This is a genomic window from Hyphomonas oceanitis SCH89 (assembly GCF_000685295.1).
GTDB lineage: Bacteria > Pseudomonadota > Alphaproteobacteria > Caulobacterales > Hyphomonadaceae > Hyphomonas > Hyphomonas oceanitis.
In genome coordinates, this window is record NZ_ARYL01000018.1 from 30,135 (window position 1) to 48,793 (window position 18,659).

At 57.9% G+C, this 18,659-nt stretch carries 19 protein-coding genes and 1 tRNA gene; 16 read left to right on the top strand and 4 right to left on the bottom strand.

The features are described from left to right. The first annotated feature begins 16 nt into the window (after window positions 1–16). The 4 genes from trkA (at window position 17) to hflX (ending at window position 4,459) form a co-directional block, all read left to right on the top strand. A complete protein-coding gene (gene trkA / locus HOC_RS12395) occupies window positions 17–1,390 on the top strand; it encodes a Trk system potassium transporter TrkA (RefSeq protein WP_035539062.1) in 1,374 nt (457 codons plus the stop codon). A gap of 4 nt (window positions 1,391–1,394) precedes the next feature. Further along, window positions 1,395–2,801: a TrkH family potassium uptake protein gene (locus HOC_RS12400; protein WP_035539064.1), complete on the top strand. Its 1,407-nt coding sequence runs from the start codon at window positions 1,395–1,397 to the stop codon at window positions 2,799–2,801. Between the two features lie 83 nt (window positions 2,802–2,884). After that, complete coding sequence (gene hfq / locus HOC_RS12405; RefSeq protein WP_034743071.1) at window positions 2,885–3,133, top strand: RNA chaperone Hfq; 249 nt, start codon at window positions 2,885–2,887, stop codon at window positions 3,131–3,133. A 6-nt stretch (window positions 3,134–3,139) separates the two neighbouring features. Beyond that, the gene (gene hflX / locus HOC_RS12410; protein WP_035539067.1) at window positions 3,140–4,459 is read left to right on the top strand and encodes a GTPase HflX; all 1,320 of its coding nucleotides are present in this window, start codon (window positions 3,140–3,142) and stop codon (window positions 4,457–4,459) included. On the opposite strand, the gene mazG is transcribed toward hflX, so the two are convergent. Next, window positions 4,456–5,286, bottom strand: a complete 831-nt coding sequence (mazG, locus tag HOC_RS12415) for a nucleoside triphosphate pyrophosphohydrolase (RefSeq protein ID WP_051624833.1) — start codon at window positions 5,284–5,286, stop codon at window positions 4,456–4,458. The two genes, hflX and mazG, sit on opposite strands and share 4 nt — an antisense overlap. Before the next feature lie 191 nt (window positions 5,287–5,477). Between mazG and HOC_RS12420 the strand changes: the two genes are divergently transcribed. The 11 genes from HOC_RS12420 (at window position 5,478) to maiA (ending at window position 15,606) form a co-directional block, all read left to right on the top strand. Continuing rightward, window positions 5,478–6,338 carry a 2-dehydro-3-deoxygalactonokinase gene (locus HOC_RS12420; RefSeq protein ID WP_035539070.1) on the top strand — a complete coding sequence of 287 codons (861 nt, stop codon included), beginning with the start codon at window positions 5,478–5,480 and terminating at the stop codon, window positions 6,336–6,338. A gap of 40 nt (window positions 6,339–6,378) precedes the next feature. Further along, complete coding sequence (locus HOC_RS12425) at window positions 6,379–7,260, top strand: SMP-30/gluconolactonase/LRE family protein (RefSeq protein ID WP_035539073.1); 882 nt, start codon at window positions 6,379–6,381, stop codon at window positions 7,258–7,260. A gap of 154 nt (window positions 7,261–7,414) precedes the next feature. Then, the gene (secE, locus tag HOC_RS12430; RefSeq protein ID WP_035539076.1) at window positions 7,415–7,624 is read left to right on the top strand and encodes a preprotein translocase subunit SecE; all 210 of its coding nucleotides are present in this window, start codon (window positions 7,415–7,417) and stop codon (window positions 7,622–7,624) included. 43 nt (window positions 7,625–7,667) lie between these two features. Then, a complete protein-coding gene (gene nusG / locus HOC_RS12435; protein WP_035539166.1) occupies window positions 7,668–8,210 on the top strand; it encodes a transcription termination/antitermination protein NusG in 543 nt (180 codons plus the stop codon). Window positions 8,211–8,280: 70 nt separating this feature from the next. Continuing rightward, window positions 8,281–8,357, top strand: a tRNA-His gene (locus HOC_RS12440). Window positions 8,358–8,591: 234 nt separating this feature from the next. Next, a complete protein-coding gene (locus HOC_RS12445; RefSeq protein WP_035539078.1) occupies window positions 8,592–9,761 on the top strand; it encodes an OmpA family protein in 1,170 nt (389 codons plus the stop codon). Window positions 9,762–9,875: 114 nt separating this feature from the next. Then, window positions 9,876–11,135, top strand: a complete 1,260-nt coding sequence (locus HOC_RS12450) for a hydrolase (RefSeq protein ID WP_035539081.1) — start codon at window positions 9,876–9,878, stop codon at window positions 11,133–11,135. Between the two features lies 1 nt (window position 11,136). After that, window positions 11,137–12,177 (top strand): arginine N-succinyltransferase, encoded by a 1,041-nt coding sequence (locus HOC_RS12455; protein ID WP_035539083.1) that lies wholly within the window; start codon window positions 11,137–11,139, stop codon window positions 12,175–12,177. Beyond that, complete coding sequence (astD, locus tag HOC_RS12460; RefSeq protein WP_035539085.1) at window positions 12,177–13,631, top strand: succinylglutamate-semialdehyde dehydrogenase; 1,455 nt, start codon at window positions 12,177–12,179, stop codon at window positions 13,629–13,631. The genes HOC_RS12455 and astD overlap by 1 nt, the downstream gene beginning before the upstream one ends. After that, a complete protein-coding gene (locus HOC_RS12465; RefSeq protein WP_035539086.1) occupies window positions 13,628–14,947 on the top strand; it encodes an N-succinylarginine dihydrolase in 1,320 nt (439 codons plus the stop codon). Before astD ends, HOC_RS12465 begins: the two co-directional genes overlap by 4 nt. 17 nt (window positions 14,948–14,964) lie before the next feature. After that, a complete protein-coding gene (maiA, locus tag HOC_RS12470; RefSeq protein ID WP_035539088.1) occupies window positions 14,965–15,606 on the top strand; it encodes a maleylacetoacetate isomerase in 642 nt (213 codons plus the stop codon). Between the two features lie 6 nt (window positions 15,607–15,612). On the opposite strand, the gene HOC_RS12475 is transcribed toward maiA, so the two are convergent. Genes HOC_RS12475 through HOC_RS12485 form a run of 3 tightly spaced genes read right to left on the bottom strand, consistent with a single transcriptional unit; the run spans window position 15,613 to window position 17,884 of the window. Further along, window positions 15,613–16,446 carry a hypothetical protein gene (locus HOC_RS12475; RefSeq protein ID WP_035539090.1) on the bottom strand — a complete coding sequence of 278 codons (834 nt, stop codon included), beginning with the start codon at window positions 16,444–16,446 and terminating at the stop codon, window positions 15,613–15,615. A 36-nt stretch (window positions 16,447–16,482) separates the two neighbouring features. Further along, the gene (locus HOC_RS12480) at window positions 16,483–16,857 is read right to left on the bottom strand and encodes a DUF6285 domain-containing protein (protein ID WP_035539092.1); all 375 of its coding nucleotides are present in this window, start codon (window positions 16,855–16,857) and stop codon (window positions 16,483–16,485) included. A gap of 1 nt (window position 16,858) precedes the next feature. Further along, complete coding sequence (locus tag HOC_RS12485) at window positions 16,859–17,884, bottom strand: phosphotransferase family protein (protein ID WP_241767005.1); 1,026 nt, start codon at window positions 17,882–17,884, stop codon at window positions 16,859–16,861. Between the two features lie 58 nt (window positions 17,885–17,942). Here HOC_RS12485 and HOC_RS12490 point away from each other — a divergent pair, with 58 nt between their 5' ends. Continuing rightward, the gene (locus HOC_RS12490) at window positions 17,943–18,659 is read left to right on the top strand and encodes a DUF502 domain-containing protein (protein WP_051624835.1); all 717 of its coding nucleotides are present in this window, start codon (window positions 17,943–17,945) and stop codon (window positions 18,657–18,659) included.

Sequence of the window (18,659 nt, forward strand, 5' to 3'; positions counted from 1 at the left end):
CGGAAGGCAGTAAGAGATGCGCGTTCTTATATGCGGCGCAGGCCGCGTCGGGCACGGCATTGCCCGGCGACTTGCGCGTGAAAAGCACGATATTACCATTATTGATGAAAACCCGGACCTGGTGGATCAGGTCTCGACTGATCTGGATGTTCGGGGTGTCACTGGACATGCCGCTCATCCTGACGTCCTAAAGCGTGCCGGTGCGGTCGATTGCGAGATGATCATCGCCGTCACGCATTTTGACGAGATCAATATGGTGATCTGCCAGATCGCCCACACATTGTTCTCTGTTCCCTATAAAATCGCGCGGGTCCGCGACCAGTCCTATATCGACCCTGCCTGGAAGAATATTTTTTCACGGGAAGGCCTGCCGATAGACATGGTCATCTCGCCTGAAGTCGAAGTCGGCGAAGCCATCCTTCAACGCCTACGCACGCCAGGCGCTGTGATGAGCGCGACGTTCGGCAAGGAAAAGATCAAGCTGCTCGGGCTCGAAATTGACGCGAAGAGCCCGCTTCTGGACACGCCGGTTGACCAGATCAGGGGGCTCTTCCCTGATCTGTCAGCCCGGATTGTGGGGATTGGTCGCAAGGATGCCGTTCGCGCGCCTCGCTCGACGGATGTGCTCAAGCCGGAAGACCGCGCCTATGTTGCCGTCCTCGATAGTCACGCCGACAGGCTCACCAGCATTTTCAACCGGGACAATGAGCGTCTCGACCATGTCGTCATCATAGGCGGCGGCAATGTTGGCCTTTACGTTGCCAAGACACTGGAACGCGAAAGCACAATGCGCATCCGTCTCGTTGAGAGCAGTGTCGCGCGTGCGGACGCCGCTGTCGCGGAATTGAAACGTACTATCGTTATTCAGGGCGACGGCCTCAGCCCGGATATTCTTGCCGAAGCCGGCGCACCGAAGGCAGATTTCGTCATCGCCATCACCAATGACGACAAGACAAACCTCCTTATCTGCAATCTCGCAAAGCGTGCGGGGGCAAAGCGTGCCATGGCGCTTGTGAATGCCACTGAGTTGGCAGGGCTTGCCCGTGACATGAGGGTCGATGCAGTACTGGATCCGCGGGCGCTCACTGTGTCGCAGATTCTTCTGCGGATGCGCCGTGGACGGATCCTCGGATTGCAGTCGATCGAAGCCGGCCTGGCGGAAGTTGCTGAAGGTATTACGCTCGAATCTTCATCGCTGATCGGCAAGACGCTCGGCTATGACGATCTTCCCGATGGCGTAGCTGCGGCAGCAGTCATTCGCGACGGCAACGTGATTATTGCCGGGCCCGATGTGACCGTTCGCGCAGAAGACCATCTGATCGTGTTCTATGAAGAGAGCATGGTCCGGAAGGTGGAGAAATATTTCCGCGTCAGTCCGGACTTCTTCTGACGCCATGAACTACGCCTCGATCGTTCGGGTACTCGCGTTTATCATGCTCATCCTCGCGGGCAGTGCGGTGCTGCCTGTCCTGGTGGCAGTTATTGCAGGCGAGACGGATCAGGTCGTCGCGCTGTCTGTCACGGCAATCAGCATTGCAGTCCTGGCGAGTAGTGTTCTTTTGTTGACGCCAAAACCCAAGCGCAAAGCCCGTCCTTCGGACGCCTTGGCTGTCGTGATTCTCTGGTGGTTTCTGTCGCCTGTAGCTGCCGCTCTGCCATTTGTGGTGGGAGTTGCGGACGTGTCACTATTTCACGCAATCCATGAGGCTGCCGCTTGCCTCACGACAAGCGGCCAGTCGGTTATTCGCATCGAAGGAAACGCTTGGCCTGTCAGTTTGATCGTGTGGCGTGCGGTTCTCCATATCCTGGGCTGCCTTGCATCCATCACCATGGCCGCCAGTGTTCTGGCAGCGCTGAACCTTGGAGGACCCGGCATACACCGTACGGTTCTGTTCACATTGCCGGAGACGAGCTTTTTCGATGCCGTTCCGCGCGTCGCGAAGTCTGTATTTTACATGATGGCGGTATGCCTCATCGTGCTCATTGGATTACTTATACTGGCCGGCGTTCCATTCCCACGAGCGGTCGGGGATGCAGTCAGCGCTATTACAACCGGTGTGGTTGACCCCCTAGCCATGAAGCGAGCCATCCTCCCGCCTTTCCCTGGCATCATTCTGGGCATTGGCATGATTGTCGGTGCCCTGGGCTTGGCCGTGTGGCTTCCACTGAAGGACAGGAAACCGCGAACAGCTCTCTTTGATCCTGAGACGATAACCTTCGTGGTCCTCATCATCGTTTTCGCGGTCATGGTATTGCCAACAGGTGTCCTCTTCGTGGATGGAATTGCATGGTCCGTCTCTGCGATGTCGACCTCAGGATTGGCCCTGACCAATCCTGCTTTACGGGAGTCCATACCCTTGCCAATTCTGGTGCTACCGGCTCTGATTGGCGGCTCGGCCTTGTCGGCGGCAGGGGGCGTGAAGATCGCAAGATTGATCGTACTTGCCCGCCGGGCAGGACAGGAATTCCGTCAGTTGGGCTATAGGCGCTCCGTTCTTGGCTTCCGTTTCAGGGACCGCGAGCTTGACGAGCGCAGCGTGATTGGCGTCTGGGTTTACCTTGTGGCCTATATCGTAGCTGTCTTCATGGTCATGATCGGATTCAGCTTCCTGAATCTGCCTTTTGACGAGACTATCAGACTTTCTATCGGCGGCCTTACAAACTCCGGCGGTCTTCTCCTCGGACATACAGAAGGGCTGGATGGAGGCGCAACGAGCCTGCTTGTATTATCCATGGTTCTGGGAAGATTGGAGATTTTAGCAGTAATTCCGGCGCTTTCCCCCAGTTTTTGGAGGGGATAAGCAGCGTTCGCACTTGCACAATCGGCCCAATCCATTTAGCTCGCGACACATAACAAGAACAATTGCAGGAATGGCCATCTCCCATGTCTTCCGAGAAAAAACAAAACTTGCAGGATACTTTCCTGAACGCCGTAAGGAAATCTCGTACACCGCTTACGGTTTTTTTGGTGAATGGTGTTAAGCTTCAGGGCGTCGTGACCTGGTTTGACAACTTTTGTGTGTTGCTCCGCGGCGACGGTCGTCCGCCACAGCTTGTCTACAAGCATGCGATTTCGACCATTGCGCCCAGCGCGCCAGTTCAGCTGTTCGATGAAGAGTTGGAGGGGCAATAGTTCCCTTTGACTGACAAGCTTATCGATCGCTTGCCAGAGCCCGAAATTGCGGGCGCCGTCATCCCTTGGTTTACGCCAGCCAATCGGCCGTCCGAAGATCGCTTGCAGGAAACGGCAGGCCTGATTGAAGCGCTTGGCTGCGAGCTCGCCTTTTTGCGGGGGGATCATGTTCGGTCGGTGAACTCGTCCGTGCTTTTTTCCGGTGGTTTGCTGGATCGCTTTGCCGAGGATCTGGAAGCGCATAATTGCACCGTTGCGATTGTCGATGGCGCGCTGACGCCTGTCCAGCAGCGGAATCTGGAAACACGCCTTGGCGTCAAGGTGATTGATAGAACCGGGCTTATCCTCGAGATTTTTGGCCTGAGAGCACGTACGAAAGAAGGCCGGTTACAGGTCGAACTTGCCCGAATACTCTACGAACGATCCCGGCTGGTTCGGACCTGGACCCACCTTGAACGCCAGCGCGGCGGTGGCGGGTTCCTGTCGGGCCCGGGCGAAAGCCAGCTGGAAGCCGACAGGCGCATGCTGGACGACAGGATCGTGCGCCTGCGTCGCGACCTCGAAGATGTGCGCCGCACGCGGGCCGTGCAGAGAGCTGGCCGCAAGCGCGGCGGTAAGCCGGTTATTGCGCTCGTTGGCTATACGAACTCGGGCAAGTCGACGCTTTTCAATCGGTTGTCAGGCGCAAAAGTGTTCGCCAAGGACATGCCCTTTGCCACGCTTGACCCGACGATCCGCCGCATCGATTTGCCGACATTGGGCGAAGCGGCCCTGATTGATACGGTGGGTTTCATCACTGACCTGCCCACCCACCTGATCGATAGCTTCAAGGCAACGCTGGAAGAGGCGATGCAGGCGGATCTGCTGGTCCATGTGCGCGATCGGTCGAGTGCTTCTGACAGGGAGCAGGCGCATGACGTGAGCGTCGTTCTTGAGCGGCTCGAGAAAGAGACCGGGCTTCCGCTGCCGCCCATGATTGAAGCCTGGAACAAGGCAGACCTGTTGCCTCCCGAGCGCGCCGAGGTACTTGCGTATTCGGCCCAAAGTGCCGGCGACATTCCGGCCGTTCTGGTATCTGCTTTGCGCGGCGAGGGCATGGATGCGCTGCTGGATCAAATTGAGCATGCGTTGTTGCGTGGCGCAGTTGACGTCGCTGTGACGCTTGATCCTCAGCAGGGGCGGGCCCGTGCCTGGCTGCACCAGAATGGCGAAGTGAATTCCGAGACAAGCTTGAAAGATGGCAGGCTGGCTATCAGCGTGCGTCTACCAGTAGAGCGCGTCGGACAATTTCAGGCCGAATTTCCGGACATTGAATTCGAGACCTAGCCGGAAGTTTTTTCAGTCCGTTTGACGCGCTGCCAATAAGCTTCCTGTGCTTCGAGATCGAGACTCGCGAAATCCGCTCCATCACCCGCAGCGGCAGATTCCATCGCTCGGAAGCGGCGCTCAAACTTTGCATTCGCGCGGCGCAGGGCCTGCTCAGGGTCTATGCCGAGGCGGCGGGCGAGGTTTGCGCCGACAAAGAGCAGGTCGCCGATCTCATCTTCGATATCGTCTTGAACACCCGCGGCAATAGCCTCGCGGACTTCCGCTGTCTCTTCGACCAGCTTGTCGAATATGGGCTCTGCTTCCGTCCAGTCAAAACCGACACGAGCGGCCCGCTTCTGCAGTTTTTCGGCCCTTAGAAGAGCGGGAAGAGACAGGGCTACGCCATCCAGCGCGCTTGGCGGCGCATCGCTTGGTGTCTTGGCAGCGCGTTCTTCCGCTTTGATCACTTCCCATGCCCGCGTCTGCTCTTCGGCAGAGCGTTCATCTGGCGACCCGAAGACATGCGGATGGCGACGAACCATCTTGTCGGCGATCCCCTGCGTGACGTCGGCGATATCGAAGGCCCCATCCTCGGAGGCCATCTGGCTATGGAACACGACCTGGAAGAGGAGGTCGCCCAACTCTTCCTTCAGATCAGCCATATTGCCCCTCTGGATCGCATCGGCGACTTCGTAGGCTTCTTCGATCGTGTAGGGCGCTATCGTGGAGAAGTCCTGTTCAAGATCCCAAGGGCAGCCGGATACGGGGGCGCGCAGCCGCGCCATGACCTCAATCAATTTGACGAAGGCGCGCGCGGAGGAATCATTTTGAGTGGTTTCAGCCATGGTTTGTCCTAACCCACAGCCACAATGCCGAAAAGGGCAGGGGCAATTGTCCGAGGTCGATCCTCAGCAGAACAGATTGACATTCACTGCAACGCAAGAGACCTGAGCGGCATGCAATCTTCATATCCGGTTACTCGCGGCCCACACACTATGCTCATTGTCTCCTGCAGGACCGAACAGGACGTGTCCTCATGAGTCCGCCTGTTTCCCTGATCGGTGCATCATGGAGAGCCGGACGCTTCGAAGCTTGGTCATTCGACGACGAGGGCGAAGTGCTTGGGACCTTTGCGCGTGATGGCGCCGCAGATCAGGGCGGCGTCTTGCAGGACATGACGCGCGCATTGATCACGGAGTGGCTGGGCTCATCCGAAAAGGCGCCGGTCATCGTTTGTGGTGAGACGCCTGGAGGTGCCGGCAAGCTGTTGCAAGTGCCAGCACTTCTAAGCGACCTCTACGATGCGCTGACAGACCTTGATGGCATTCATGTCGTACCGGGGCTTCGCCAATTGTCGCCCCCTGATATCCTGCAGGGGCAGGAAGTTCAGCTTTTAGGGCTCGGCCAGTTGTCCGGCGCAATATGCCTGCCGGGCAGGCATACAAAGCACGTTGCCCTAGAGCAGGGGCGCGTGCTGGATTTTTCGACCGAGATGACGGGCGAAATACAGGAACTTCTTTTGTCGCAAGGCTCTCTTAGGGTGCCTGCTGGGATTGAGCCGCGTTTTGATGCGGGCATTTTCCGCGACTGGGTTGAGCGATCGCTTGATACTGATGATGCGGCATCGCCTTTCGCGGTGAGCGCTGCGCGGTTGATTGGCGTCTTGAGACCTGAGCATCAGATAACGGCCCTGTCAGGCCTGCTTATAGGCGCGGACGTGGCTGCACATTATGATCCCGGTGACGATGTGATCCTTGTCGCTGATGGCGAGTTGGCGAAAGCCTATGGCATGGCCCTTGATGCATTGGGCGCGAGCGTGGAAGAGTATTCAGCAGAAGAGGCGATGCAGGACGGCCTGTTCGACATCGCTGAAGAAGCAGGATTGCTGGACACATGACATTTGGATCGCCGTTCCTGAGTGCAATGCGGGTGGATGCATGATCGTAACGCCGGAATGTGTTGCGCCAACGGGGTGCGCTTTGGGGGAGGGACCGGTCTGGAGCCCGACAGAGGGCTTTCTCTGGTGGGTAGACATCAAGCGGGCCAAGTTGCACCGCTACAACCCCAAGACCGGCAATACGCGGCGCTACGACTTGCCGATTCGTGCCAGTGCACTCGCTTTGCATGACGGTTGCCTCCTGATGGCGGGCGATCAGGAAATTGGCTTATACGATCCCGCGACCGAAGCTTATGAGCGCTGGTGTACCCTGAACGATGAGCCGGAAACCAATCGGACGAATGATGGCGGCATCGCGCCTGACGGGTCTTTCTGGTTCGGGACGATGGATGACCGGGAGAAAGACGCGCAGGGTGGCTATTTCCGTTTGGGGCCTGACCGACAGCTCACCCAGCTGCGTCTGCCGTCCGTCATGGTCACGAACACGATGCAGTTCTCCCCCGATGGGCGCACATTCTATACGTGCGACAGCGCCGAACAGGAAATTCTGGCATTCGATCATGACCCGGAAACGGGGAGCCTGACAGGGCGGCGGCTTTTCGCATCAACGTATGAATTGGGCGGCTATCCCGATGGTTCGGCAATGGATTCAGAAGGCTGTTTGTGGACATGCCTTTGGGATGCTTCGCGGGTCGTGCGGTATCGGCCTGACGGGAGCGTGGACCAGGTCATCACGCTTGCGGCGCCGCGGCCGACATCCTGCACGTTTGGCGGCGCCGACCTGAAAACCTTATTTATTACAACAGCTCGGGTGGGAATGAGTTTTCCTGCCCTCGATTCGCGCCCCCTCTCAGGAAGCCTGTTTGCGATCCATGTTGATGTACCGGGGCTTCCGGCTCGGGGTTTTGGCGTTGGCGGGTGATTCGTGCATTCTCGAGGCCGGATTCCGGGCGCAAAAGGGACTTGCGAATTGCACTTTTCGGCCTCACATGCCTTCACAAGTGAGCGTATGCACTTTAACCGTGGACGCGGCGGATCAAAACCGCTAACCCCCCGCCTTTCAAGAAAGTGTCGAAATGGCCGACAAGGACAAGAAAAAACGCGTTGGACCTGTAACCTTCTTCCGCCAAGTGCGCGCAGAGGGAAACAAGGTGACATGGACCACTCGTGCTGAAACGATTCAGGCAACGATTTTCGTGGTGATCATGTCTATTCTGATCGCGCTGTTCCTGTTCGCCGCCGACTGGGCGATCAACTTGATCGTCAAAATGATTACCGGCCTGTGAAATGCATGCCGAACAACACGTATTCAAGGAGCGCGTAGGCCCCATGGCTGAAGCCAAATGGTATATCGTCCACGCTTATTCGAACTTCGAAAAGAAGGTCGCAGCCTCTATTCTGGAGCAGGCTGAGCGTAAGGGGCTTCTGGAGCTCATCGAAGACATCCAGGTCCCGACTGAGGAAGTTGTCGAAGTTGCCCGTGGTAAGAAGAAGACCGTCGAGCGCCGCTATTTTCCCGGTTATGTGCTGATGAAGGCGCAGATGTCAGATGATGTCTATCACCTGGTGAAGGACACACCCAAGGTTTCCGGGTTTCTCGGATCGGATGGCGGCAAAAAGCCCCTGCCAGTGCGCCAGCGCGAAGTTGATCGTATCCTCGGCACGTCGACTGATTCGGCCGAGGAGCGTCCGCGTCCCAAGGTTTCCTTCGAGATTGGCGAACAGGTTCAGGTTAATGACGGACCATTCCAGGGTTTCGAGGGCGCTGTCGAAGAAATCGACGAGGCCAATGGCCGTTTGAAAGTCACCGTTTCCATTTTTGGCCGCGGTACGCCGGTCGATCTGGAATTCGACCAGGTCGCAAAGATCTGATTCGGAGACGCAGTTTCTCCCCTTCCTGCGCTTGAATCGTCAGGGATTGGGCTGTATCTCCACGAAATAGGCCGCCTTAGCTCAGTTGGTTAGAGCGCTGGTTTGTGGAACCAGAGGTCCTCCGTTCAAACCGGAGAGGCGGTACCATTTCCCAAGCGGGGTGGGTGATTTATGACAATTTGGCCATCATTTTGCCATACCGTTGCGATCTGTTGCAAATGGGTCGCGTTACCAAAAAATACCTAGAAATTAGGTATTTGAGTGTTTGAAAGCACTCGCCGCATCCGGGAAAAAAGTTTATCAGGAACCATGCGCAGACAAGCGCGTATGAACCTGCGGTCGAGGACAATCCCGTCCATCGGCACAAGAAGGGGATCAAGTATGAAGAAAACTCTTATGTGCGCGACAGCCGCGGCCGCATTTGCGTCTGCCGGTATGGTCGCTCAAGCTGAAGAGGGCTGGTACGGCCGCGCTGATGCGACGTACGCCTTTGACGGCACGCTGGACCACGATCCAGTCGTCAGTGATGTCAATGGCTCAATGGGCAGCCGTTCGGACATCGAAGAAGCATGGGGCGGCGACCTCGGCCTCGGCTACGGTCTGGCCAATGGCGTGCGTCTTGAAGGCGTTCTCGGCTACAGCAGCGGCGACCTTGGCGTTCCAACGAACTTCAACGGTGTTGCTCCAGGCACAGTGTCGCTTCCAAGCGGCTACCTGCAGTCGACTGACCTGATGTTCAACGGAATCTATGATTTCAACCGTACAGGCGCTTTCCAGCCCTACATCGGTGTTGGTGTCGGTGCTATCCGCGCGAAAGTTAAAGGCAGCAACCTGGTTAATGCTGTCGGCACGGATCTTTCCGCTGCCAATGGCTTCTCCGGTTCGGATACGGCTTTTGCTTACCAGGGCCTTCTCGGCTTTGGCTACAAGCTGAGCGAAAAGCTCACCATGGATGTCGGCTACAAGTACTTCTCGGCTGAGAAGCTTGACCTTGACGGCAATCACGGCGGCATTGCTTATGATGGCGACCTGACCAAGCATGTTGCTACGGTTGGTCTGCGTTACGCGTTCGGTGCAACACCACCGCCACCACCGCCTCCGCCACCGCCGCCACCACCACCGCCTCCGCCACCACCGCCTCCGCCGCCACCACCGCCTCCGCCAACAACGGAAACGGTTGCTCCGGAAGTCGTGTGTTCCGGTCTCAATCAGAACTTCGTTGTTTACTTCGAGTGGGACAAAGCTGACCTGACGAGCCAGGCTGCTGCAGTTATCGACCAAGCTGTCGCTAACATCACAGCTGGCGACGGTTGTGCTCCAAGCGCAGTGACGATTGCTGGCCACACCGATACGTCGGGTGCCAGCGCGTACAACGAGAAGCTCTCGCAGCGTCGTGCAGACATCGTGGCTTCGGCCCTCGTGTCCCGTGGCGTGGCTGCTTCGATCATCAGCGAAGAAGCGAAAGGCGAGAACGATCTTGCCAAAGCGACACGCGATGGTGTTCGCGAGCCTCTGAACCGTCGTTCGGAAGTCGTTATCAGCGTTCAATAAGATCGACTGATCTACAGTATAAGACGGCCCGGCTCACCAGCCGGGCCGTTTTTGTTTGCGCCGCCAGCGCGCGGCAGACTTGCCCCGTAACGTAACATATGAAACCAAGCTCACATGACCGAACTCTCCCATATGACACGCGAAGACGAGGCGGCTCGCGAGCGCCTGAAGGCCGCCACTGCTGCGATGCAGGCCCGGACCTGCGCATGGTCCGACGTAAATACAGGCAGCTGGAACACGGATGGGCTGAAGGCTTTTTCAGGCGATCTCGCCAATGCATTCTCAGAATTAAAGGGCGATGTACGCCTTCAGGAAGCTCCCGGCTTTGAAACGATTGATTCGTCGGGAAAGTCCGAGACAATCTATACCGGGCCTATTGTGCGCGTATCGGCCCGGCCTTCGGCGCCCATTCAGGTCGTGATGACCGGTCATTACGATACCGTATTTCCAAAGGGTACGTTTGAAGGCGTGAAGGACATTGGCAACGGGATGCTCAATGGCCCTGGGCTGGCTGATATGAAGGGCGGTCTCTGCGTGATGCTGGAGGCGCTAAAGGCGTTTGAAGCCGGCCCTCTTATTGATCGCCTAGGCTATCAGATCGTCATTACACCCGATGAGGAGATTGGAAATCACGCCAGTTCCGGAGCGCTGACTGAAGCAGCGCGGTCCGGCGCCCATATAGGTATGACCTATGAACCCGCCATGGAGACGGGTGCGATGTCAGGCGGTCGCAAAGGGTCTGCGGTTTTTGACATTGTGCTGCATGGCAAGGCGGCTCATGCCGGGCGGGCGAAAGAAGAGGGGCGCAGCGCCATCGAAGCTGCAGCGGAACTCGTGGTTGGCCTTGAAGGCCTCAACGGAAAGCATGAAGGCGTAACCGTCAATGTCGGCGCCATCGAGGGCGGCAGCGCAGTGAATATCGTGCCTGATCTCGCGGTGGTCCGATTTGGCGCGCGTGCTCCCGATGCCGAGGCAGCAGGTTGGACGACTGAGCAAGTTGAACGCCTGTTTGCGCGCGCCACTGGACGCGCAGGTATTTCAGGACATCTGCACGGTGGGTTCTATCGCCCTCCAAAGCCACGCAATAATGCCCAGCAAGCCATATTCGACGCCGTGCGCGCAACCGGACAGGCCATCGGGCTGGATCTGGAGTTCGTGGACACAGGCGGCGTGTGTGAAGGCAACAATATCTTCGCGGCTGGCGTTCCCAATGTCGATACACTCGGCGTACGGGGCGGGCGCATCCATTCGAATGAGGAATTCGTCGTGATTGACAGCTTTGCGGAGCGGGCAACGCTTTCCGCTCTCATACTGAATCGCCTCGCTGATGGCCGTATGGATGGCCCGGGTATCAAGGCATTGATGGAGCGCTGACATGCCTGCAACCTATGTCATGCGACCTTCGAGGTTGGACGATCTTGGCGCGCTCATGGACCTTGCGCGGCAGTCAGGCCCTGGCTTTACGAGCCTTCCTGTCGATGAGGCGATCCTGTATGAGCGTCTCGAAAAATCGGAGCGGGCTTTCCATAGTCGCCAGAAAAGAATCGAATACGGCAAATACCTGTTGATGATGGAAGACACACGAACCGGCGAAGTCGTCGGTTGCTCTGCTGTTAAAGCCGGCACGGGTATTGATCAGCCTTTCTTCAATTACCGTGTCATTACCCTCGCACAAGCCAGCCATGCGGCTGGCGATATGCGCTTCGACATGGATGCGCTTATCCTGACGAATGAATATGTGGGGTATACGGAAGTAGGCACGTTGTTTTTGCAGGCCGATCATCGCGGCGGTGGGGCAGGGCGGCTGGCGGCACAATCCCGATACCTTCTGATGGCGGCCGCTCCAGATCGTTTCAGTGAGCACGTTCTGGCTGAGCTGCGCGGTGTTGTCGACGAGACGGGCAAGTCACCCTTCTGGGAATGCTTGGGGCGCCATTTCTTCCGGATGGACTTTACAGAGGCCGATCGTTTGTCCGCGACCACTGACAATCAGTTCATTCTCGACCTGATGCCGAAATACCCCATCTATGTTGACCTTCTGCCGCCTGAGGCGCGTGAAGTTATCGGGCGCTGTCATTCCGATGGCGTGGGTGCCTACAAGCTTCTGCAGTGGGAAGGATTCCAGTTCGACAGAACTGTGGATATTTTTGATGGTGGCCCACTCGTAGCGGCGCAAAAGCGCCATATCCGAACAATTCAGGAAAGCCGTGTTGTCACGTTGCGTGCAGGGGACGTTTCCGGGCGTTCGGATGCACTGCAAGGACTTGTGTCGAGCGATGCGCTACCCAATTTCCGGGTTTCACTGGCAGATGTGGTTGTCGAGGAAGACGATGTGGCGATCATATCACCCGCAATTATTGAAGCCCTTCAATTAGATTCCGGCGCCAAGGCGCGGATCTGGCTACGGAGCAAGTAATGGCACTGGGTGTCTATATCGACGGAAAATGGTCTGAAGGCAGCGGACCACGTTTTACGAATGCTTGCCCGGCAAGCGCAGAAATAGTTTGGGAGGGCAATGCAGCCGGCCCGGAAGATGTTGCAGCTGCGATCGCCTCAGCGCGAAAGGCCTTCGGGCACTGGTCAAGGCTGCCTCAGAGCGACCGCACGCTCGTGCTGGAGCGCTATGCAGAAGAAATCGCGAAGCGTACCGACGCGATTGCCGAAGCGATCAGCCGAGATATGGGCAAGGTTCTGTGGGAGACGCGGGCCGAAGCCGCGACCATGAAAGCAAAGGTTGCCGTTTCGATTGCTGCGCAGAATGAACGTGCGGGCTCCAAATTCGAGACGGCGCCCTTCGGCTCATCACACCTGACCCATCGGGCACATGGCGTGATGGCCGTGTTTGGCCCATTCAATTTCCCCGGGCACCTTCCTAACGGACATATTGTTCCCGCACTGCTTGCAGGTAACACTTGCGTCTTCAAGCCATCAGAACTTGCGCCCGGCGTGGCAGCATTGATGGCAGAAGCTTTCGAGGCCGCAGGATTGCCCGAGGGGTGTCTCAATATCGTTCACGGCACACGCGAGACGGGTGGCGCGCTACTCAATGCCGAAATTGACGGGCTCTTATTCACCGGCTCTGCCAAGACGGGCGTATTCTTTCACAAACATTTTGCGGGCCGACCAGAGGTCATTCTTGCGCTTGAGATGGGCGGCAACAATCCGCTCATTATCTGGGACCCTGCGGATGTCGAAGCTGCGGCGGACATCGCTGCGCAATCGGCTTTCCTGACGACGGGGCAGCGCTGCTCATGTGCGCGGCGCATTATCCTCCCAGAGGGGAAGTTCGGTGATGCCGTGGTCGATGCAATCGTTGCTCGCGCCAAGGGGCTGAAAATCGGTGCATGGGATGAAGAGGGCGTCTTCATGGGGCCGCTTGTTTCTGAACACGCTGCCCATGCAGCAACTGATTTCCAGATGATGCTGTCAAAGGCTGGCGGCAAACCGCTGCGCCGTTTGAAACGCATGGATCGTGGTGGCGGGTTTGTCACGGCGGGCGTCATGGATATTACAGAGGCCCATCACATTCCCGACGAAGAATTGTTTGGTCCACTGATGCAGGTGGTCCGGGTGAAGACATTCGACGAGGCAATCAAGCGGGCCAATGCGACGCGCTACGGCTTGTCCGGTGGTCTCGTGTGCGATGATGATGCGCTTTGGGTTCAGGCGCACCGCGAGATGCGGGCCGGTATCCTCAACCGCAACCGACCAACAGCGGGCGCAAGTGGCGCCATGCCCTTTGGTGGCCCGGGGCTCTCGGGCAACTTCCGCCCGGGTGCCTATTATGCGGCTGACTACTGCGCCTGGCCGCAGGCAAGCCAGGTGTCGGACAAGGCTGAGCGCCTTGGCGCGCAAGGCTTTCCGCAATGAGCGCGTATGAGGTCAACTTTGACGGGCTGATCGGGCCGTCGCACAATTATGGTGGTCTGTCCGACGGCAATCTGGCGAGTGCCACGCATGCTGGCGCGGTGTCCAACCCACGTGAAGCGGCGCTGCAAGGGCTGGAAAAGATGCGGACCTTGCTCCAGCAGGGGCTTATTCAAGGCGTGTTGCCACCTTTGCCGCGACCTAACTTCGACTTTCTCGTGTCCGCCGGATTTCATGGCACCGACGCGCAGATCATCGAGTCGGCGGCGAGAGTTGCGCCGCACCTGCTCAAGGCTGCCTATTCGGCGAGCAATATGTGGACGGCGAATGCGGCAACGGTGTCCCCGTCTGCCGACACAGCTGATGGTCGTCTCCACCTGACGACGGCCAACCTGTCCACGATGCTTCACAGGAGTATCGAGCATCCCGATACGACGGCAACGCTGATCACGCTGTTCGACAATGAGGACCGTTTCTCGATTCATTCGGCGCTGCCGATGCATAGTGATTTTGCCGACGAGGGCGCCGCGAATCATGTGCGGCTGTGTGCAGAGCACGGCGCTATGGGGGTTGAGCTGTTCGTATACGGCCGTGAGGCAGGGGAGAGCACAGTTGGCTTTCCAGCACGTCAAAGCTTGCTCGCCAGCGAGGCCATTGCACGGTCGCACGGTCTGGATGGTGCCAGAGTTGTCATGGCGCGCCAGTCAGCCGCTGCGATCAATGCGGGTGCTTTCCACAATGATGTTGTGTGTGTCGGTGCCCTGGATACGCTCTTCTTCCATGAGCTGGCGTTCGAAGACACGCGCGGCACGCTTGATGCCATTCGCCGCGCAGCTGACGGACTGTTCGAACTAAAGCCTGTCATGGTTTCGAATGCCGATGTGCCGATTGCCGATGCGATCAAGTCTTACCTGTTCAACTCACAGCTCTTGCAGATGCCTGGCCAGGACCGGCTCGTGCTGGTGGCGCCTGTTGAGGCTCAAGAGATGGAGTCCACCCGCGCGTTTTGCGAGGGCATGGTCGCGGGTAACGGCCCCATCGGACACGTCGAGTTTGTGGACGTGCGGCAGTCGATGCGTAATGGGGGCGGCCCCGCCTGTCTCCGCCTGCGTGTTGTGATGACCGAGCCGGAGATCGATTCCTGCCATCAGGGCGTTCTGCTTGATGACGAAGCCATTGATGAGCTTCAAGACGTGATCCGCGCCACTTATCGTGACCGGCTTGCGCCTGCGGACCTGGCCGATCCATCCTTTGCCGATGAGTGCCGTGCCGCGCGGGAACAGTTGCTTGCTGTTCTCGACCTTGAGTCGCTTGCCTGAAACGTTGGAGTAAATGCATGCTGAAACTGTACGACTACTGGCGCTCGTCGGCGGCTTACCGCGTACGCATTGCTTTGAACCTCAAGAACGCATCCTATGACAGCATTCCGGTGAACATTGCGCCCGGAAAAGATGAGCAATTTGCGGAAACATATCAGCATTTAAATCCGCAGATGCGCGTTCCTTCAATCGAGCAGGATGGCCGCATATCGGGCCAGTCGATGGCCATCATCGAATGGCTTGACGAAACCTTGCCCGGGCCCGCCCTGTTGCCGGAGAATCCGTGGACGCGGCTACAGGCTCGCGCTTTTGCCGATACGATTGCCTGCGATATTCACCCCCTTAACAACCTGTCGGTTCTGGCCGCGTTGCGGAAGGATTTCGGCGCTGATGATGCGGCTGTGACGCGTTGGTACCATGACTGGATCCGACGCGGCTTCGCGGCGCTGGAGCGTGTCGCTCAGGACCGGCCACCGGCCACACTACTCTTCGGCGATACGCCTACGATCGCGGAAATTTGCCTTGTGCCACAGGTTTCCAATGCTCGCCGTTTCGATATGGACCTGTCTAATTTTCCGCGGCTGCAGGAGGTCGATGCTGCGTGCCGGTTGATCGATGCCTTTGCGCGCGCCGCGCCAGAAGCGCAGCAGAAAGCCTAGCCTAGCCTAGTCATCGCCTGCTTCAGGCATAGGGTCAGTCTCCCCGGGCCGGCGAATGTCGATGATCTCGACTTCTTCCAGCGCACCGAGAGGTTCCGCTGTCTTGGCGACGTTGGCCTCGAGCCATTCCTTGTACCCCGTGAGATTATCGCTAGCGATAGGGGTATCCTGGGACACGATCATCATCCCATCCTGGCGTCCGATTTCGACAACTGGCTGGCACGTCGCAGATTCGGTATATTGGGGCGGGCAATAGGCCAGGATGTCGCTCGCTGAATTTTCCACACCGGCGACGGACGAGAATAACGCGGCATCGCCCCGAGCGCGTGTCAGGCGAAGGAAACCCCCAAATCTCTCTCTCAGGCTTTCGTCGGCACGGATGGGAGCGAGCATTTCCGGGGGCAGTGGATGGTCGGTTGCAATGACGAAGGCGCGGCCCCGATTATGATCGTCAAGATAAGTCTTTAAGGCGGCGGAGAGGTCAGTTGCAGCGTTGGCGTTGCGATAAAGCGGCGCATAGACCGGTCCAATAACCGATAGCGACTCGGCGAGCCGCTTGGATTGCTCGACAGCACGATCGGTTTGTGAGGCAATCTGGGCTTGTGACCGAGGCGCGAGGCTGTCATCCGGACCGACCAAGATAACGTCCACGCCCCAACCCTCGGCCCAAACGGCAGGAGGCATTTGCGCCGGAAGCGCAGCCCAGCTGTCATTGGTCCTGTAGTCAAAGGCGGGCAAGGCGATCAGCTCACCTTGATCGCGGAAGGTTCTGTAAGCCCACGGCCCCAGTCCGACACCAAGTGCAACAATGATTCCGACGATAAGAAGCGTGCGTTTCATGTTGGTTCCCTGCCTGTCGCGAGACTGTTAGCGGGGTTAGGAAAGCGCCGCCTTGAGTCCGGAATAGTTTGGTTGATCTATAGCCAACTGGGAGATTGTGGTTGTTTTTAGATGCTTGAACAAGCCTGGCGTCGCAGCATCAAATTGACCATCCCGTATGCGGGCGCAGAGGTCCCTGTTCATCGCAGCGAGATCAGCATTCTCCGGGGCATCCAGCAGGTTGCGAAGACGTTCGGCTTCAGACGCTTCAGCAGCCGGCCTTTGCTCAAGCTCTCTCAAGAGCGTTGCGAGCACATTGGAGGCCACTCTCGCATGAAAGGCAGCGTGACCTGTCAATTGAGGGGCAGCCGCATCATCAATGAAGGACTTTACAGCGGCGACCAGTTCGGTGGGGGAGGGCGCATCATGCATATCAAACAGCCCTTTCGAGAAGATTCAGGAGGTCAATTTCAGTTTCCGAAACCCGCCGCCCGATAGCGGCGCGCTCCACGCTTGGGTCACCACCGGAGCGGTAGGCTTCGTACATGATCATGCACATGATGCCCCATTTGAGGCTGCCCAGCATTTCCCACCAGTCGATGTCTCGCGGCTCGAACCGGGTGCCGCCAGCGGCGGCATATGCTTCAAGTAGAGCATCCAGCTGGCCGAAACCGCCCACACGGTTTTCGATCTGGCCGAACCGCCAGGAATTCACGCAAATCCAAGCAATGTCCTCGCGAGGGTCCCCTATATGAGCGAGTTCCCAATCCAGGACGGACGCCAGACCTTGCGCATCAACGATCAGGTTGCCCAGCCGGAAATCGCCATGGACAAGCACGGCCGGCTGGGGCGCAGGCTGGTGTTCCTTGAGCCAGGCGAACGCCAGTTCAAAGACCGGCCGGGGCAGGTCGAAGTTTCGATAGATCGTCTCATATTTGCGGATTTGGTCCATGCCATCGCTACGCGGCAGGTCTGGCAGCTTCTCCATGTCGATTGCATGGATAGCCGCAAGCGCTGCACCACATTGCTCGGAGAGTTGGGTACGGGCCGTCTCATAAACGGCATCGCGTAAAATCTTCCGCCCAATGGTTTCACCATCGATTCGGCGCATGATGAATGATTCGCCCAGATCGCTTCCGGGCTCGAAAACACCGAGGACGCCCGGCACGGGCACACCGGCGGCGTCTGCGCACGCCAGCAGCATGGATTCCATACGCAAGGTAATAGCCTCAGACGACCGCGCCACGGCTTCCCCACCGGGCGCTCTACGCAAAATCAGGCGGCTGGTCTTTCCGGCCACGACCACTTCAAAGGCCCAAGTCTCCTGACTTGCGCCTCCGGACAAGCGCTTCAAGTCAGCTATACGGGCCGCATCGCCGAAATCCCGGCGCGCCCAGCTTTCCAAAGCTCTTTCAATCTGTTCATTACTTCCCATCTTGGCCACAATTACGCGGAACAAGTGAATCGCCAAGGTCTGACCCAGAGTAACCTTGAGAATTGCCTATCGGAGATGCCTCATGGCTCGAAGGAAAGACCCCGAGGGTGGCCTGCCGCCACCTGACAAGGCCCCGACGCAAAGTCTCTTTGCATGGCTCAGGGGGCGCTTTTTTGCGGGCATGGTGATCGCCGCGCCGATCGCGGTGACGTTCCTCATCCTCCAATTCCTCATCGGCGAGATCGACAAGCGCGTCGTGCCGCTGATACCGGCTGCGCTTAACCCTGAGACCTATCTCAAATACGCCGTTCCGGGCTTTGGTCTGATCGTTCTGGTCGTTTTCCTGACCATTCTCGGGGGCATCGCCACAAACCTGATCGGGCGGTCGGTTATTAGTGTGGGTGACCGCATTCTCAGCCAGGTGCCGATCGTCCGTTCGCTCTATTCGGCGTTCAAGCAGCTGGTTGAAGTCTTCGCGAAAGACAATACTGACCAGTTCAGCGAAGTTGTCCTGATTGAATATCCCAAGACAGGAACATGGTGCCTCGGTTTCGTGTCGTCCCCAGCCAAGGGCGAGATCGGGGCGACGCTTGGCGGGGAGTATCTGGGTGTATTCGTACCGACGACACCGAACCCGACCTCGGGCTTCCTTATGTACGTCGATTCAAAGGAAGTTATCAGGTTGAAAATGACGGTCGAAGAGGGGGCGAAGATGATCCTTTCAGCCGGCCTCGTTGTTCCCGAATTTCCGCCTGCGCCCAAACCCGATCCGAAAGCGCCAAAGAAAATCCTGCCTTAA

What these genes read in the sequence shown, in the direction of transcription:
- HOC_RS12455 (WP_035539083.1), top strand. Translation starts at nt 11,137, where the DNA reads ATGCCTGCAACCTATGTCATGCGACCTTCGAGGTTGGACGATCTTGGC.
- HOC_RS12445 (WP_035539078.1), top strand. Translation starts at nt 8,592, where the DNA reads ATGAAGAAAACTCTTATGTGCGCGACAGCCGCGGCCGCATTTGCGTCT.
- HOC_RS12480 (WP_035539092.1), bottom strand. Translation starts at nt 16,857, where the DNA reads ATGCATGATGCGCCCTCCCCCACCGAACTGGTCGCCGCTGTAAAGTCC.
- HOC_RS12465 (WP_035539086.1), top strand. Translation starts at nt 13,628, where the DNA reads ATGAGCGCGTATGAGGTCAACTTTGACGGGCTGATCGGGCCGTCGCAC.
- astD (WP_035539085.1), top strand. Translation starts at nt 12,177, where the DNA reads ATGGCACTGGGTGTCTATATCGACGGAAAATGGTCTGAAGGCAGCGGA.
- HOC_RS12490 (WP_051624835.1), top strand. Translation starts at nt 17,943, where the DNA reads ATGGCTCGAAGGAAAGACCCCGAGGGTGGCCTGCCGCCACCTGACAAG.
- trkA (WP_035539062.1), top strand. Translation starts at nt 17, where the DNA reads ATGCGCGTTCTTATATGCGGCGCAGGCCGCGTCGGGCACGGCATTGCC.
- HOC_RS12450 (WP_035539081.1), top strand. Translation starts at nt 9,876, where the DNA reads ATGACCGAACTCTCCCATATGACACGCGAAGACGAGGCGGCTCGCGAG.
- hfq (WP_034743071.1), top strand. Translation starts at nt 2,885, where the DNA reads ATGTCTTCCGAGAAAAAACAAAACTTGCAGGATACTTTCCTGAACGCC.
- secE (WP_035539076.1), top strand. Translation starts at nt 7,415, where the DNA reads ATGGCCGACAAGGACAAGAAAAAACGCGTTGGACCTGTAACCTTCTTC.
- HOC_RS12425 (WP_035539073.1), top strand. Translation starts at nt 6,379, where the DNA reads ATGATCGTAACGCCGGAATGTGTTGCGCCAACGGGGTGCGCTTTGGGG.
- HOC_RS12420 (WP_035539070.1), top strand. Translation starts at nt 5,478, where the DNA reads ATGAGTCCGCCTGTTTCCCTGATCGGTGCATCATGGAGAGCCGGACGC.
- HOC_RS12400 (WP_035539064.1), top strand. Translation starts at nt 1,395, where the DNA reads ATGAACTACGCCTCGATCGTTCGGGTACTCGCGTTTATCATGCTCATC.
- mazG (WP_051624833.1), bottom strand. Translation starts at nt 5,286, where the DNA reads ATGGCTGAAACCACTCAAAATGATTCCTCCGCGCGCGCCTTCGTCAAA.
- HOC_RS12475 (WP_035539090.1), bottom strand. Translation starts at nt 16,446, where the DNA reads ATGAAACGCACGCTTCTTATCGTCGGAATCATTGTTGCACTTGGTGTC.
- nusG (WP_035539166.1), top strand. Translation starts at nt 7,668, where the DNA reads ATGGCTGAAGCCAAATGGTATATCGTCCACGCTTATTCGAACTTCGAA.
- maiA (WP_035539088.1), top strand. Translation starts at nt 14,965, where the DNA reads ATGCTGAAACTGTACGACTACTGGCGCTCGTCGGCGGCTTACCGCGTA.